The organism is Nocardioides pymetrozini, from assembly GCF_046058985.1.
Lineage (GTDB): Bacteria > Actinomycetota > Actinomycetes > Propionibacteriales > Nocardioidaceae > Nocardioides.
The window spans coordinates 3,036,384-3,051,946 of sequence record NZ_CP175556.1 but is presented as its reverse complement, the minus strand read 5'-3'; the positions used below and the strand labels follow the sequence as shown (position 1 = coordinate 3,051,946).

General features: G+C 73.2%; 15 protein-coding genes. 6 read left to right on the top strand and 9 right to left on the bottom strand.

Annotated elements, in window-relative coordinates; genetic code table 11:
- The first annotated feature begins 5 nt into the window (after nt 1-5).
- Nucleotides 6-1,622 (top strand): citramalate synthase, encoded by a 1,617-nt coding sequence (gene cimA, locus ACJ5H2_RS14995; protein WP_408896212.1) that lies wholly within the window; start codon nt 6-8, stop codon nt 1,620-1,622.
- On the opposite strand, the gene ACJ5H2_RS14990 is transcribed toward cimA, so the two are convergent.
- Entirely contained in the window at nt 1,588-2,202 is a 615-nt protein-coding gene (locus tag ACJ5H2_RS14990) for a TetR/AcrR family transcriptional regulator (RefSeq protein WP_408896211.1), read from the bottom strand. The genes cimA and ACJ5H2_RS14990 overlap by 35 nt on opposite strands.
- Before the next feature lie 155 nt (nt 2,203-2,357).
- On the opposite strand from ACJ5H2_RS14990, the gene ACJ5H2_RS14985 reads away from it, so the two are divergent.
- The 3 genes from ACJ5H2_RS14985 (at nt 2,358) to ACJ5H2_RS14975 (ending at nt 5,464) form a co-directional block, all read left to right on the top strand.
- A complete protein-coding gene (locus ACJ5H2_RS14985) occupies nt 2,358-2,915 on the top strand; it encodes an NAD(P)H-dependent oxidoreductase (protein ID WP_408896210.1) in 558 nt (185 codons plus the stop codon).
- Between the two features lie 223 nt (nt 2,916-3,138).
- Nucleotides 3,139-3,969, top strand: coding sequence for a hypothetical protein (locus tag ACJ5H2_RS14980; RefSeq protein ID WP_408896209.1), 831 nt, complete (start codon nt 3,139-3,141; stop codon nt 3,967-3,969).
- Nucleotides 3,970-4,030: 61 nt separating this feature from the next.
- Complete coding sequence (locus tag ACJ5H2_RS14975; RefSeq protein WP_408896208.1) at nt 4,031-5,464, top strand: amidase; 1,434 nt, start codon at nt 4,031-4,033, stop codon at nt 5,462-5,464.
- A 74-nt stretch (nt 5,465-5,538) separates the two neighbouring features.
- Here the strand turns inward: ACJ5H2_RS14975 and bioD are convergent, their stop codons facing one another.
- The 7 genes from bioD to ACJ5H2_RS14940 all read right to left on the bottom strand — a co-directional run bounded on the left by bioD (nt 5,539) and on the right by ACJ5H2_RS14940 (nt 11,911).
- Nucleotides 5,539-6,288, bottom strand: a complete 750-nt coding sequence (gene bioD, locus ACJ5H2_RS14970; RefSeq protein WP_408896207.1) for a dethiobiotin synthase — start codon at nt 6,286-6,288, stop codon at nt 5,539-5,541.
- Nucleotides 6,285-7,412, bottom strand: coding sequence for an 8-amino-7-oxononanoate synthase (locus tag ACJ5H2_RS14965; protein WP_408896206.1), 1,128 nt, complete (start codon nt 7,410-7,412; stop codon nt 6,285-6,287). The genes bioD and ACJ5H2_RS14965 overlap by 4 nt, the downstream gene beginning before the upstream one ends.
- On the bottom strand, nt 7,409-8,707 hold the full coding sequence (gene bioA / locus ACJ5H2_RS14960; RefSeq protein ID WP_408896205.1) for an adenosylmethionine--8-amino-7-oxononanoate transaminase: 1,299 nt from the start codon (nt 8,705-8,707) through the stop codon (nt 7,409-7,411). Before bioA ends, ACJ5H2_RS14965 begins: the two co-directional genes overlap by 4 nt.
- A gap of 10 nt (nt 8,708-8,717) precedes the next feature.
- Complete coding sequence (gene bioB / locus ACJ5H2_RS14955) at nt 8,718-9,884, bottom strand: biotin synthase BioB (RefSeq protein ID WP_408896204.1); 1,167 nt, start codon at nt 9,882-9,884, stop codon at nt 8,718-8,720.
- Between the two features lie 113 nt (nt 9,885-9,997).
- Nucleotides 9,998-10,609 (bottom strand): energy-coupling factor transporter transmembrane component T family protein, encoded by a 612-nt coding sequence (locus ACJ5H2_RS14950; RefSeq protein WP_408896203.1) that lies wholly within the window; start codon nt 10,607-10,609, stop codon nt 9,998-10,000.
- Entirely contained in the window at nt 10,606-11,307 is a 702-nt protein-coding gene (locus ACJ5H2_RS14945) for an energy-coupling factor ABC transporter ATP-binding protein (RefSeq protein ID WP_408896202.1), read from the bottom strand. Before ACJ5H2_RS14945 ends, ACJ5H2_RS14950 begins: the two co-directional genes overlap by 4 nt.
- A 7-nt stretch (nt 11,308-11,314) precedes the next feature.
- Nucleotides 11,315-11,911 carry a biotin transporter BioY gene (locus tag ACJ5H2_RS14940; RefSeq protein ID WP_408896201.1) on the bottom strand — a complete coding sequence of 199 codons (597 nt, stop codon included), beginning with the start codon at nt 11,909-11,911 and terminating at the stop codon, nt 11,315-11,317.
- 113 nt (nt 11,912-12,024) lie between these two features.
- Between ACJ5H2_RS14940 and ACJ5H2_RS14935 the strand changes: the two genes are divergently transcribed.
- Nucleotides 12,025-12,516 carry a TetR family transcriptional regulator gene (locus ACJ5H2_RS14935; RefSeq protein WP_408896200.1) on the top strand — a complete coding sequence of 164 codons (492 nt, stop codon included), beginning with the start codon at nt 12,025-12,027 and terminating at the stop codon, nt 12,514-12,516.
- Nucleotides 12,517-12,588: 72 nt separating this feature from the next.
- Nucleotides 12,589-14,037 (top strand): glucose-6-phosphate dehydrogenase, encoded by a 1,449-nt coding sequence (zwf, locus tag ACJ5H2_RS14930; protein WP_408896199.1) that lies wholly within the window; start codon nt 12,589-12,591, stop codon nt 14,035-14,037.
- 97 nt (nt 14,038-14,134) lie between these two features.
- On the opposite strand, the gene ACJ5H2_RS14925 is transcribed toward zwf, so the two are convergent.
- Entirely contained in the window at nt 14,135-15,544 is a 1,410-nt protein-coding gene (locus ACJ5H2_RS14925; protein ID WP_408896198.1) for a DUF222 domain-containing protein, read from the bottom strand.
- Nucleotides 15,545-15,563 lie beyond the last annotated feature (19 nt).

Here is a 15,563-nt window from a genome sequence, read left to right as displayed (position 1 = left end):
GACCGATGACCCAGCAGAGCGAACCCCTGGACCTGCACGGCGCCTTCCACGTCTACGACACCACGCTGCGTGACGGCATGCAGCAGGAGGGCCTCAACCCGACGGTGGCGGACAAGCTCGCGATCGCCCGGCACCTCGACGGCCTGGGCGTGGGCTACATCGAGGGCGGCTGGCCCGGTGCGAACCCGAAGGACACCGAGTTCTTCCGCCGTGCCGCGCTCGAGCTGGACCTGCGGCACGCGCGCCTCGCGGCGTTCGGGTCGACCCGCCGCGCGAGCCTGGTGGCTGCGGACGACCCGCAGGTGGCGGCACTGCGCGACAGCGGCGCGGGCGTGGTGACCCTGGTCGCCAAGTCGCACCCCGGCCACGTGGAGAAGGCGCTGCGCACCACGCTGGAGGAGAACCTCGCGATGGTGCGCGACACGGTCAGCCACCTGCGCGCGGAGGGCCAGCAGGTCTTCCTCGACGCCGAGCACTTCTTCGACGGCTACCGCCTCGACCGGTCCTACGCGTTGGAGGTGCTCCGCACGGCGTACGACGCCGGCGCGGAGGTGGTCGCGCTGTGCGACACCAACGGCGGCATGCTGCCGGGCTGGGTGTCCGACGTGGTGCACGACGTCATCGAGAGCGCCCAGGTCCGCGTCGGCATCCACTGCCACAACGACACCGGCTGCGCCGTCGCGAACACGCTCGCCGCGGTCGAGGCCGGCGCGACCCACGTCCAGGGCTGCATCAACGGCTACGGCGAGCGCACCGGCAACGCGGACCTGGTCAACGTGGTGGCCAACCTCGAGCTCAAGCTGGACCGGCAGGTCCTGCCGCCCGGCCTGCTGACCGAGGCCACGCGGATCGCGCACGCCGTCGCCGAGGTGACCAACGTGCCGCCCGCATCGCGGCAGCCGTACGTCGGCGCGTCGGCCTTCGCCCACAAGGCCGGCCTGCACGCCAGCGCGATCAAGGTCGACCCGGACCTGTACCAGCACATGGACCCCGCCGGAGTCGGCAACGACATGCGGCTCCTCGTCTCGGACATGGCGGGCCGCGCCACCATCGAGCTCAAGGGCAAGGAGCTGGGCTTCGACCTCTCCGAGCGCCCCGATCTGGTCACCCGGGTCACCGCGCGGGTCAAGGAGCTCGAGCTGCGTGGGTACACCTACGAGGCCGCCGACGCCTCCTTCGAGCTGCTGCTCGCCGAGGAGGTCGACGGCCGGCGGCCGTCGTACTTCGAGATCGAGAGCTGGCGGGTGATCACCGAGACGCTGACCCACGCACAGCCGGGGGAGGAGGCGGTGTCGGAGGCGACCGTCAAGCTGTCCGCGGCGGGCGTGCGCTACGTCGTCACCGGTGAGGGCAACGGTCCCGTCAACGCTCTCGACCAGGCGCTGCGCTCGGCGATCGAGCAGGCCTATCCGGAGATCGCGAAGTTCGAGCTGATCGACTTCAAGGTCCGCATCCTCGACCAGGGGCACGGCACCGACGCGATCACCCGGGTGCTCATCGAGACCACCGACGGGGCGTCGTCCTGGGTGACGGTCGGGGTGGGGGCGAACGTCATCGAGGCGTCCTGGGAGGCGCTGGTCGACAGCCTCACCTATGGTCTGCTGCGCCACCACCGGGACTGACCACGCGGCCGACCAGCTCGGTCCAGCCGGCGAGGACCTGCTCCTCGCTCATCCCTCCGTGCTCGATCTGCTGACGCAGGACCGGCACGCTCAGCGGCGCGATGAGCGCCGTCGCGAGATAGCGGAGGTTGCCCTCGACCCCGAGCTCGCCCAACAGCAGGCGCACGTGCAGCGCGGCGAACCCGAGCACGGCGTAGTTCTCGCCCCAGGTCCGCCCGGCGGCCTCGATGAGGGCTCCCTGGTCGAGGTGCAGGCGCAGCCGCGAGGCCCCGAAGGCGAGCAGGCGGTCCATGGGCGGCGCACCCGGACCCAGCGGGGGAGGCCCGCTGATGACGCCCGCCTGCCACTCGGCCTCGCGATGGTCGAGGAGCGAGGCCATCAGCCCCTCTCTGCTCCCGAAGCGCCGGAAGACGGTGCCCTTGCCCACCCCGGCCCGGCTCGCGACGGCGTCCATCGTGAGCGCGTCCACGCCGCAGCCCGCCATGAGCTCGGCGGCGGCGTCCAGCAGCGCCTCACGGTTGCGGGCCGCGTCGCGTCGTACGACGGGGGCGCTGGACAGCAGGGGGAGGTCCTTCGACATGGTGGGCTCAGCGTAGGAGGGGGCACCGACCTTGGACGAAGAAACTGTCTCTTGGACGATGATCCTTCTTCGTCCCAGCGTGAGTTTCACCGGCCGGCCGGTGAAACTGTCCCCAGGCCGGGAATGAAAACGGACCACGGTCCGTTTCGACCGTCATGACTGACACCACCACCACCCGCGTCGCCGTCCTCGTCGGAAGCCTCCGGGCCGACTCCCTGAACCGCAAGCTCGCCGAGATCCTGCGCGACGAGGCGCCCGAGGGCGTCACGCTCGACATCGTCGAGGGCCTCGACCAGGTGCCGTTCTACAACGAGGACATCGATGGTGAGAACGCTCCCGCGGCCGCTGCGGCGCTGCGCGAGCGGGTCGCCGCCGCCGACCGCGTCCTCGCGGTCACCCCGGAGTACAACGGCACGATGCCGGCCGTGCTCAACAACGCCATCGACTGGATCTCGCGCCCGTACGGCGCCGGTGCGGTCGTCGGCAAGCCGTTCGGCGTCATCGGCGCCACGCCCACGCCGTACGGCGGCAAGTGGGCCCACGGCGACACTGCCCGCTCGGCCGGGATCGCCGGCGCCGTCGTGGTCGAGGACGTGACCGTCTCGCAGCCGGCGGTCGATGTGGACCCCACCACCGACCCCGAGGTGCGCGCCAAGCTGCTGGGCGCGCTGAGCACCCTGGTCGAGTTCACCCCTGCCGTCACCGCCGCCTGAGCCCCAGGCGCGCGCCCACCTCGCACCGGCCGCTGCCGTACCCCTCCGGGGGTGCGGCAGCGGTCGTTTTGGTGACTGGTCATTACCAGTAACAGCGTGTGACAACAAGAGTTGACCTTCTGGTGATGGTTTGACTGGATGGGCCCGGCGGATGTGGCTCGGGACACACCGTCGCTCGACCCGATCCGGGCCTCCCGCCCCCTGCTCCCAGGAGAACTGCCTCATGTCCCTGCTCCCGTCCCGTCGTCTCCGCCGCGGCCTGGTCGCCGCGACCGCCGCCCTCGCGCCGCTGCTGACCCTCACGCCGCCCGCGCACGCGGAGGAGGCGCACCCCTTCGAGGTGTTCCGCAACTGCCCCGCGGCGCAGCTGGTCGCCGAGGCCGACAGCGACGCGACCACGTCCTGCGTGACGGCGGCGGTCACGGGGGGCACCTTCGTGATCGGCAAGGGCACGGTCCCCGTCACGGCCGAGTCCCTGCTCTCGCTGGGCATGGCGACCGTCGCGGGCAAGGAGAAGACCTTCGGCGTCCCCGGGAAGGTGTTCACCTCGAGCCCGATGCAGGTGCCCGGCGGGCTGCTCGGCGTCCCCGGCCTGGAGCGGCTGCTGCCGGGCCTGACCGACGTCACCGCTACCGTGGAGCTGGCCACCACCGAGCTGCCCCAGGTCGACATCCTGGCGTCGATCTACGGCGGCGAGGTGGTCGCGCTGCCCATCAAGATCCGGCTCAAGAACGCGCTGCTCGGCGGCAACTGCTACATCGGCTCCAACGCCGACCCGATCGTGCTGCACCTGACCACCGAGAAGACGGGGACCTTCACCTTCGTCCCGGTCGGGGAGTCCGGCAGCCTGATCCACGCCAGCGGCGGTGTCGTCGTCGACCGGTCCTTCGCCGTGCCGGCGGCCACGGGCTGCGGCCTGGGCGGCCTGCTCAACGGCGTGGTCAACGCGCGCCAGGGCCTCCCGTCGCCCGCGGGCAAGAACAGCGCGGTGCTCGAGCAGGAGGCCTACCTGGGCGGGCCGGCCTCGCAGGTCCTCGCCTACCAGCAGGGCTGAGCGCCCCCGCGCTCGACGGAGCCCGGCGATTCTCGGCGATCTCGACGGATAGGGTCGGGTCGTGGCCGAACTCCACGACCTGACCGCCCTCGAGCAGGGAGCGCTGATCCGCTCCGGCGAGATCAGCCCCGTCGAGCTCACCGAGCACTATCTCGACCGACACGAGCGCGCCGCCGACGGCTTCCAGGAGTACGTCGACGGCGCGTTCGCGTACCGCGACCCCGACGGCGCGCGACGCCGCGCGCGCGAGGTCGCGGCCGTCGGGCCGGTGGGGGAGGGCGCCTCGCCGCTGGCCGGCGTACCGACCGCCATCAAGGACCTCAACCTGACGCGCGGGGTGCCGACCGCCTTCGGCTCGCCGGTCTTCGCGGGCTACGTCCCGGAGGTCTCCGACGCCGTCACGCTGGCGATCGAGGACGCCGGGATGGTGAGCCTGGGCAAGACCAGCACGCCCGAGTTCGGCTCGCCCTGCTACACCGAGCCCGAGGGGCGAGCGCCGGCCGTGACCCCGTGGGACACGACGCGGATGGCCGGCGGATCGTCCGGTGGGGCCGCGGCCGCCGTCGCCGCGGGGCTGGTGCCGGTCGCGCCGGGCTCCGACGGCGGCGGGTCGATCCGGATCCCCGCCTCCTGCTGCGGGCTGGTCGGCCTCAAGCCGACCCGCGGTCGGATCAGCGGCTTCCCGATGTACGGCGACCCGGTCGGCCTGGCCGTGGCCGGCCCGGTCGCGCGCACCGTGGCCGACGCGGCCGCGTTGCTCGACGTGCTCGCCGGCCGCCGTCCCGGCGACCCGACCTGGGCGCCCGAGCCCGCCGGGACCTTCCTCGACGCCACCCGACGCGACCCCGGACGACTGCGCGTCGCCTGCTTCGACGCCCCGGTGATCGCCGACGCCGAGGTGCACCCCGAGGTGCGACGGGCGTACGACGACGCGACCCGGCTGCTCGCCTCGCTCGGCCACGGCGTGGAGGACATCTCCGTCCCGCTGCCGCCGGAGGCCGTCGGGGTGTTCGAGACCTGCTGGGCCGTGCTCACCGCCCTGTCGACGGCGCCGCTCGCGCCGGCGCAACGCCAACAGATCCGCCCGCTCACCCGCTGGCTCGGCGAGCGGGGCGAGGCCGTCTCCGGCCCGGAGTTCGGCTTGGCGATCGGGGCGATGCGTCGCTACGCGGCCGACGCGCTGGTCGCGCTGGCGCCGTACGACATCGTGCTCACGCCGACCCTCGCCGCGCCACCGCTGCCGGTCGGCGCGATCCGCGACGACGCCGACCCCGCGGCCGACTTCGAGGCGCAGAAGCGCTTCACCCCCTGGACCTCGGCGTGGAACGTGACCGGCATGCCCGCGATCTCGCTGCCCCTGCACCAGACTCCTGAGGGGCTCCCCGTGGGCGTCATGCTCGCCGCTCGGCCTGCCGAGGAGGAGCTCCTGCTCTCGCTCGCTGCCCAGGTCGAGGCGGCCGCTCCCTGGAAGGACCGCCGCCCGCCGCTGTGGTGACGAGATGCGAGCTGGGACAGTGCCCGCAGCTCACACCTCGCGTGCCCACAGCTCACACCTCGCGCCCCCACAGCTCACACCTCGCGGAACCACTGGGGGGCTGCCGCGCGGAAGTCCTCGGGCGACAGCGAGCCGGCTCCTTCCGGGACGACGGCGAGGAGGGCTACGCCGGTGACGCGCGGGAGGTCCGCGAGGTTGCAGGTCTCGGCCAGGCCGGGCACGTCGGGCCAGGAGCCGACCACCAGTCCGGCGGGCTCGACCTGCGCCGCGCGCAGCGCGGTGACGGTGAGCTCGGTGTGGTTGAGCGTGCCGAGGCCGGCGCGGGTGACCACGACGACCTCGACGGGGGAGGAGACCACCCCGTCGACGCGGCGCCGGAGCGCGAAGGTCAGGTCGCGGGCCAGGTCGAGCAGGGTGCCGCCCTCCGCGTCCAGGCGGACGAGCAGCCCACCCGCGCCCTCGACCAGCACCAGGTCGTAGCCCTCCTGCCCGGCGCGACAGGTGTCGGTGGTCCCGGCGAGCAGCGCGCGTACCCGACGGACGTGCTCGCGCACCGTCGGGAGGGCGACGCCCTGGCGGCGGGCGGCGGTGTCCGGGGCGAGGGGCTCGTCGAGACCCACGAGCTGGAGCGCGTCGACGCCGGCCAGGTCGCGCACGGTGGCGACGTCGGGGACGTCCGGGGCGGTACCGCCGATGCCGGTCTGCACCGGCTTCACGACGAGCACCCGCTCGCCGGCCGCGGCCGCGCGCGCGGCGAGGGCGGCGGTCGCGATGGTCTTGCCGACGCCGGTATCGGTGCCGGTCACGACCACGACGCGGCTCACTGGTGCTCCTTCACGAGCGCGGCGAGCGTGGCGACGGCCTCAGCCCAGTCGTCGTCGGCGACCCCGGCCGTGACCGTGATGCGCAGTCGCGAGATGCCGTCGGGCACCGAGGGCGGGCGGAAGCAGCCGACCCGCAGGCCGGCCGCGAGCGCTGCCGCCTGGGCCGCGACCGCCGCCCGGGGCGAGGACATCGGGACCGAGAGCACGGCACCGGCCGGTGCCGCGACGCCGAGGGTGTCGGCGAGCGCCGCGACCCGGTCCCGTACGACGGCGCCGAGCTCGGGTCGCTCCCGGACCGCCCGCAGCGCGGCGAGCGCCCCCGCGGTCGCGGCCGGCGCCAGGCCGGTGTCGAAGATGAAGGGCCGGGCCCGGTTGACCAGGTGCTCGCGCAGGGCGGCCGAGCCGAGGACCGCACCGCCCTGCGCGCCCAGGGCCTTCGAGAGCGTCGCGGTGACGACGACGTGGGGGCGCCCGGCGAGTCCGAGCGTCGCGACCAGGCCCGGCCCGTGCACTCCCAGGCCGTGCGCCTCGTCGACGACCAGCAGAGCGTCGTACTCCTCGCAGAGCGCGGCCAGCTCCGCGAGCGGGGCGGCGTCGCCGAGCACCGAGTACACCGACTCGACGAGCACCATCGCCCGCTCCCCGGCTGCCGCCGCCTCCGCCAGCCCGGTGCGGACGGCCGCCACGTCGCTGTGCGGTACGACGCTCAGCCGGGCGCGGGAGAGCCGAACGGCGTCGACGAGGGAGGCGTGGATGTGTGCGTCGGAGAGCACCCGGGTCGCACGGTCCGCCAGCGCGGTGACGACCGCGAGGTTGGCGTGGTAGCCGGTCGAGAGGACCAGCGCCGCCGGCTGTCCGAGGTAGGACGCGAGCTCGGTCTCGAGCTCGTCATGGAGGGTGAGGGTGCCGGACACCAGGCGCGAGGCGCTCGCGCTCGCGCCCCAGTGCAGTGCCGCGTCGGCCGCTGCTCGGCGCACGGCGGGATCGCGGGCCAGCCCGAGATAGTCGTTCCCCGCGAGGTCGATCGCCGCGTCGTCGGCCGCGCGTGGGCGGAGCCGGCGGGTCAGTCCGGCGGCCTCCCGCTGCTCGGCCTGCGCCGACAGCCAGCTCTCCCAGGTGCTCATCCGGCGCGCACCGCCGCCCCGATCCCTGCGACGAGCCGGTCGAGCTCGGCGTCGTCGATGACATAGGGCGGCATGGCGTAGACCAGGTCCCGGAAGGGCCGCAGCCACACGCCCGCCGCCAGCGCCGCGGCGGTGGCGGCGACCACGTCGACGGAGTGGTCGAGCTGCACCACGCCGACCGCGCCGACCGTCCGGACGTCGCGGACGCCCGGCAGCGCGCGCAGGGGCGCCAGCCCGGACGCGAGCGCCTCGCCGATCGCCCCGACGCGCGCCCCCCAGTCGCTCGCCAGCAGCAGGTCGATCGAGGCGCTCGCGACCGCGCAGGCCAGCGGGTTGCCCATGAAGGTGGGACCGTGCATGAGCACACCGGCCTCGCTCCCCGAGATGCCGCGGGCCACCGCGTCGGTCGTCAGCACGGCCGCGAGCGTGAGATAGCCGCCGGTGAGCGCCTTGCCGAGACAGACGACGTCGGGCGTCACCAGCTCGCTGACGAAGAGGTGCCCGGTCCGGCCGAAGCCGGTCGCGATCTCGTCGAACACCAGGACCAGCCCGTGCTCGTCGGCGACCTCGCGCAGCACGCGCAGGCAGGCGACGGGATAGGGCCACATGCCGCCCGCGCCCTGCAGGAGCGGCTCGACGACGATGCCGGCCAGCTCGTGCGCGTGCCGGGCCGCCAGGTCGCGCACCGCGTCGGCCCAGGCGGCGATCTCGGCCGCGGCGGCGTCGTACGACGGGGGCTGCTGCGCGAAGACCTGCGCCGGCAGCAGCCCGGACCACAGCGCGTGCATGCCGCCGACCGGGTCGGTGATGCTCATGCAGTCGAAGGTGTCGCCGTGGTAGCCGCCGAGGACGGTGAGCATCCGGGTGCGCTCGGGGCGACCCACGCCGCGCTGGTACTGCAGGACCATCTTCATCGCGACCTCGACGCTCACCGACCCGGAGTCTGCCAGGAAGACGCGCTCGAGCGGCGCCGGAGTGATGTCCACCAGGCGCCGGCCGAGCTCGACGGCCGGCTCGTGGGTGAGCCCGCCGAACATGACGTGGCTGAACCGGTCGGCCTGGCGCGCCAGCGCGGCGTCGAGGGCCGGGTGCCGGTAGCCGTGGATCGCGGACCACCACGAGGACATCCCGTCGACGACCCAGTCGCCGTCGACCTCGAGCAGGCAGCCGCGGGCGTCGGTGACCAGCCGGACCGGCGCGGGGTCGGTCATCGACGTGTAGGGGTGCCACAGGTGCTCGCGGTCGAAGGCGAGCAGGGCCGCCGTCGTGGCCGCGGGCGGAGAGGTGGTGGGCATGGGCGGGTGCTCAGGCGTTCGCGGCGACCTCGGTACCGGCGCCCCGGCGGCGGATCGCCGGCTCGCGGGTCGCGCAGCCGCCGCACCCGTCGCCGCAGCCGGTCTCGGCGGAGGAGCCGCAGGGCGTGGTGGCGTGCGCCCGGTGGGTGACTCCCGCCTCGTGCGCCGCGATCAGCTCGTCGAACGCGCTCTGGTCGAGCCCGAGGATGGTGAAGCCGTTGTCGCGCAGCATGTGCAGGTCGGCGAGCGCGTCCTGGCCCTCGGAGGTGAGGTAGTCGCCCAGGAAGATCGAGTTGGCGACCTGGAGCGCCATGGCCTGAAGGCTGCGCAGGTGCATCTCGCGGCCGCCCGCGATCCGGATCTCCTTGTCGGGGCACACGAAGCGGGCCATCGCCAGGATCTTCACGCAGCGCAGCGGGGAGAGCTCCCAGGTGTTCTGGTACGGCGTGCCGTCGAAGGGCATCAGGAAGTTGACCGGGATCGAGTCGGTGTCGAGCGCCTTGAGAGCGAAGAGCGCCTCCACGAGCTGCTCGTCGGTCTCGCCCAGACCGGCGATCAGGCCCGAGCACGGAGACAGCCCGGCGTCCTTCGCCTTGCCGATGGTGTCCACCCGGTCGGCGTAGGTGTGGGTCTGGACGATGTGGTCGTGGTGGGACTCCGCGGTGTTGATGTTGTGGTTGTAGGCGTCGACGCCGGCCGCCTTGAGGCGGGCGGCCTGGCCGTCCTTGAGCAGGCCGAGGCACGCGCAGACCTCGACGCCGTCGTACTCGTCCTTGAGGGCCTCGGTCATCTCCACGACCTTGTCGATGTCGCGCTCGGAGGGGCCGCGACCCGACGAGACCATGCAGACGCGGGTCGCGCCGCCCCGCAGCCCGGCGCCGGCCTGCTTGAGGGTCTCCTCCTTGGAGAGCCAGGAGTACTTGAGGATCGGCGCCTGGGAGCCCATGGCCTGTGAGCAGTAGTTGCAGTTCTCCGGGCACAGGCCGGACTTGAGGTTGACGAGGTAGTTGACCTTGACCGTGGCGCCGAAGTGCGCCCGGCGCAGGCGCCCCGCGGCCGCGACGACCGCCATCGTCTCCGCGTCCGGCGCCCGGAGCACGGCGAGAGCGTCGGCCTCGGAGGCCGCGCCCCCGTCGAGGATGCGGCTGGCCAGGTGGTCGAAGTCGGTCGCGGTCATGGTGCTCCTCGTGAGATCTCGCCGAGCCTAACTGAACAGTGTTCAGTTCGCCAGGATAGCCGTGATCCGCGGGAGGGGGAGCCGCGTGCCCGAGGAACGGACGCGGCCGCCGATCAGTCGTCGCCCAGGCCGCGGGCGTGCAGGGCGTCGCCGGTGGCCCGGGCGTGCGCCACGACCCGGATCACCAGGGGAGTCAGGTAGGCCCGGGGGCTGCGCTCGAGGCCGCGTGCGCGGGCCGCGTCACGGGTCTCGCCGGCGATGGCGAGCGTCAGCGGGATGCCTCGGATCATGAGCGAGAACGCCAGGGCGACCAGCTCCGGCCGGACGCCGACGCGCCGGAACGGCCCCAGCCAGCGCGTGATCGCGTCGATCATCCGCTCCACGGACGTCGTCGTGGTGAACACGGTGGCGAGGAGGACGAGCGCCACCAGCGCGCCGACGACGACGAAGGCGTGCTCTCCGCCGCGCTGCCAGGTCTGGTACGCCGCCAGCAGCGCCATCGCGACCACGACGCCCCGCAGGGCACGTGCGGCGCGGCCCAGGCGGACCCCGGCGACGGCGCAGCCGAGCACGGCCAGGACGAGCAGGGTGCCGGTCGTGGCGACGCCGCGGAACGCCACCGCGACGACGCTGAGCACCAGCAGTCCCAGGAGCTTGGCTCCCACCGGCAGCCGGTGGAAGACGGTGCTGCCGGGCTGGTAGTCCCCGAGCGGGCTCGAGGTCACCGGGCGCTCGCCCGGTAGTGGGCGACCACGTCGTCGGCCGCGCCGTCGGCCACGACCTCCCCGTCGTCGACGAGCAGCACCCGCTCGCAGCGCAGCGCGAGGTCGAGGTCGTGGGTGGCCAGCACCAGCTGCTGGGGGAGGCCGAAGAGGAGGTCGCCGATCCTGCGCGCGTTGCGCAGGTCGAGCAGGGTCGTCGGCTCGTCGGCGACCAGGACGGCCGGGTCGGTGGCGAGCACGCCCGCCAGTGCCAGCAGCTGCCGCTGCCCGCCGGACAGCGTGTGCACGCTGCGGTCGGCCAGCTCCGCGAGCCCGTACGACGCCAGCACCTCCCGTGCCGCCCGCGCACGCTCCTCGCGACCGCGCACCTGGTGGCGCAGGGAGAGCGCGACGTCCTCGACGACCGTGGGCATGACGAGCTGTGCGCTCGGGTCGGTGAAGACGAAGCCGACCCGTCGGCGTACCTCCCTGCCCTTCTTGGCGACGTCGAGGCCGTCCACCGTGACCCGGCCCGATGACGGCTCGACGAGGCCGTTCACGAGCCGGGCGAGGGTCGACTTGCCGCTGCCGTTGGGCCCGATGAGGGCGATCCGCCGCTCGGTCAGGTCGAGCGTCGTCTCCCGCAGGACGGTGACCTCGGGCTGGGGTCCGCCCGGCGTCGCCGCGCGGACCACGACGCGGTCGAGCTCGATCCGGCTCACGCGGGCCTCAGGCCGACTGGGCGGCCGGCTCGTCGGTGGTCGCGGCGGCGCGGCGGGCAGCCAGGTCGGGGAAGGCGCGGTGGACGGCCGTGGCGATGAGCGCCATCACCACGTTCTTGGCGATGTCGCCGGGGAAGTAGGCCGCGTCGAAGCTGAACGCCTCCTTGAGGCTGAGGTCCGCGCGCCAGGCCAGGTTGAGCGGGCCGAGGGTGTGCACGACGACGAAGCTGCTCAGCAGGCCGCAGGTGAAGACGAGCGTGAACTGCGTCGCGTGCTGGCGGTTGCGGTAGACGAGATAGCCGCACAGTGCCGCCGCGATCGGGAAGGCGACGAGATAGCCGGCGGTCACCCCGGTGTAGTGGGAGATGCCCGACGCGCCGCCGGAGTAGATCGGCAGCACCAGGCCCGCCACGAGGTAGAGCAGCACGGAGAGGAAGCCGCGCACCGGGCCGAGGACGGCGCCGGCGAGAAGCACGCCGAAGGTCTGCAGCGAGTACGGCACGCCGATGCCCGTCTTGATGTCGGGCAGGATGGCGCAGACCGCGATCAGCGCGGCGAAGCCGGCGATCAGCGCCACGTCGGTGGTGGGGGTACGGCGGTTCATCGGGTCACTCTCGGTCCGGGGGAGCGCGGCACGCGCAGTTGAACGGTGTTCAGGTTAGGCTGGCGGGCGGGACGCGGTCAAAGGCGGATCGACGAGGGAGCGAGGGAGCGGCAGTGCGGTACCGACGGGACGACGTGGTCGCGCGCGCGATCGAGGTGCTCGACGCCCATGGGCTCGAGGCCCTCTCGATGCGCCGGCTGGCCGGAGACCTCGGTGTCCAGCCCGGGGCGCTCTATCACCACTTCACGAACAAGGACGCCCTCCTCGCGGCGATCGCCGACGAGATCCTGCGCCGCGGCCGCCGGCCCGCCGAGATCATGGCCTGGGACGCGGAGGTGCACCTGCTGTGCCTGGGCCTGCGCGACGCCATGCGCCGCCACCGGGACGGCGCCCTCCTCATCGGCCGGGTGAGCCGGTCCGACGCCGAGGGCCTCGAGCGGCCGCTGCGCGCCGCGCTCGAGCGTGCGGGTGCCGAGGAGCGGCTGGCGTGCGTCGGCGCCCGCACGCTGGTCCGCTTCGTGCTGGCGCACGAGGACGACGAGGACGGGGACTTCGCCCTCGGGCTGGGCCTGCTGCTCGACGGGCTGCGTGCACGGCTGGCCTGACGGCGGCCGGGGGCAGGGAGGCGACGCCTCTCGTTATCGTGGTGGTAACGACGAGGAGGCAGTGTGGACGACATGGCATCGACGATCCAGAAGCCCGTCACGGTGGTGCTCTTCGGTGCGACGGGGGACCTCTCCCGTCGCAAGCTGCTGCCGGGGATGCTCCATCTCTTCGAGACCGGTCTGCTGCCCCAGCTGCAGATCATCGGCACCTCGCTCGACGAGCACACCACCGAGTCGTTCGTGGAGTTCGTGCACGAGGCGGTGATGGAGTTCTCCGGCGACGACGGCGACATGGCGGCGTGGCCCGAGTTCTCCAAGCTCCTGCACTGGGCGCCCGGCGCCGAGGGGCCGGCCGGGCTGCGCGCCGCCGTCGAGAAGGCCGAGGCGGACTGGTCCGGCGACCGGGTGCGGCTGCACTACCTCAGCGTCCCGCCCAAGGCGGCGCTGTCGGTCGTGCGGACCCTCGACGAGGCGGGGCTGGCGGAGGGCAGCCGGATCATCATGGAGAAGCCCTTCGGGGTCGATCTGGTCACGGCGAAGGCGCTCAACGCCGAGCTGCACAAGACCTTCGACGAGTCGCAGATCTACCGGATCGACCACTTCCTCGGGAAGGAGGCCGCGCAGAACATCCTCGCCTTCCGCTTCGCCAACGGCCTGTTCGAGCCGATCTGGCACCGCAACAACATCGACCACGTGCAGATCGACGTACCGGAGGAGCTCGGCCTCGAGCAGCGCGCCAACTTCTACGAGTCCACCGGTGCCTACAAGGACATGGTGGTCACCCACCTCTTCCAGGTCCTCGCGTTCACCGCGATGGAGCCGCCGACCTCGCTGCACCCGGACGCCATCAACGAGGAGAAGAACAAGGTCTTCCGCTCGATGATGCCGATCGACCCGGCCAACGTGGTGCGCGGGCAGTACCAGGGCTATCGGGACATCGACGGGGTCGCACCCGAGTCCGAGACCGAGACCTTCATCGCCCTGAAGTGCTTCATCGACAACTGGCGCTGGGCGGGCGTGCCGTTCTACCTGCGCACCGGCAAGCGGATGGCCGAGGGCGCGCGGATCATCTCGATCGCGTTCAAGGAGCCGCCGCGCTCGATGTTCCCGAAGAACTCGGGCGTCGGTGACCACGGCCCCGACCACCTGACCTTCGACCTGGCTGACAAGGCCAAGATGTCGCTGTCCTTCTACGGCAAGCGACCCGGGCCCGGCATGAAGCTCGACAAGCTCTCCATGCAGTTCGCGATGGGCGACACCACCTGGGCCGGCTCGGTCCTGGAGGCCTACGAGCGGCTGATCTACGACGCCGCCCGCGGCGACCAGACCCTGTTCACCTCCGCGGAGGGCATCGAGCGGCTGTGGGAGGTCTCGCAGCCCCTGCTCGACAACCCGCCCGTCGTCCGGCCGTACCGCCAGGGCAGCTGGGGACCGAACCAGATCCACCAGCTCGTCGCGCCGTACGCCTGGCGGCTGCCGTTCGAGCGCCAGTGGCGCAACCCCAACGCTCTGGGCGGCTGAGCCGGGGCCTGCTCGTCGGTCTGCTGGCCGAGCCGGCGATCGGCCTCCTCGCCTCCGCCCCGGCGCATCCGGATCCCACGTCGCGGTGTCGCGTGGCTCAGGCGGCGCGGGGTCGGGCGGGGTGGTAGGTGATCCCGGTTTGGTGGAGGTGGTCGAGGGTGTGGCGGGGTGGTGGGGTCCAGACGGGTTGGCGGGTGGTGGGGTCGAGGTGGACGGCCCAGGGGGTCTGGTGGATGAGGGTGTGGTGGTGGCGGCAGAGCATGACGAGGTTGTCGATGCTGGTGGTGCCGCCGTCGGCCCAGTGGGTGATGTGGTGGGCGTCGCAGGCCAGGGGCATGCGGGTGCAGCCGGGGAAGGCGCAGTGCCGGTCGCGGGCGACCAGGGCGGTCCACAGGGCGGGGGTGACCAGGCGTTGGGTGCGGCCGACGTCGAGGACCTGGCCCTGGCCGCCGAGGACGGCGGAGAGGATGTCGGCGTCGCAGGCGAGGCGTCGTACGGCGGTGGCGGAGAGCCGGGCGCCGGTGGGGGTGCGACCGGGGCGGGCCAGGCCGGCGTCGAGGACCTTCTGGCGCAGTGAGTCGTGGTCGATGAGCACCATCACGCGGGGGCGGGTGCCGTGGTCGCGGGGCAGGTCGGGAAGGGTGGTGAGCCGTTCACAGGCGTCCACGAGGGCGTCCCACAGGCGGGCTCCGGCGTCGCGGGGGTCGCGGCCGGTGTGCGCGCACCCCGGGGTCAGGCACGCGGCGCTGGTCGCGACACCGTCCTCGTCGAACAGCGGAGCACCCGCCGGGCGGGCGGTCCCGCCGCATGACCCGGGCTCGGTGGTGACAGGCGCGGCGAGGGGGTGCAGGGTGGCCTTGATCCGCTCGACGTCCTCGACGCTGCCGTAGCCCTTGACCCGGACCCCGCCGAGCCCGTCGGGGGCGAAGGAGAGGTGGCGGGCGTGGTGGGCGGCTCGTTCGGTCTTGGCCTTCTCCTTCTCGGCGTTGAGGAGGGCGGCGTCGGGGTCGAGCTCGCGCACGATGTCGGTGAACGCGGTCTGCAGGTCGGAGGCGTCGTGACCGTGGGTCGCGACGAGGTCGAGCATCGCGGTGGCAACCTGGGTGCGGAACTCTTGGACGCGGGGCAGGGTGTGCACCCTCCCCGCGATCACGCGGGCCTGGGGCAGCGTGACCCGTCCCTCCTCCAGCGCGGTCTGCACGGCGGGCAGGTCGCGCAGCTGCTCGGCGGCACGGACCAGCCCACCACCGCTGCCCTTGTGGCCGCCGGTGAGGTGGGTCAGGAAGTCCTTGGTCGAGGCCCAGCCCAGCTCGCGCAGCGCGTCGGTGTCCTCGAGGCGGGCGATGCCCCGCAGCAGTGCGGCGTCGAGGAACGCCCGCGCCGCGGTGACCGCCTGCACCCCGGCCACGGTCGCGGGTCCGTCGAGGGCGTCCCAGTCGCTGCCGGCCAGCTCCGCGGCGCCCTCGCACACGGCCGTGGCCGTCTCGAGCGCCCCGGGAGAAGTCATGCGCTCATCCTATCGAACA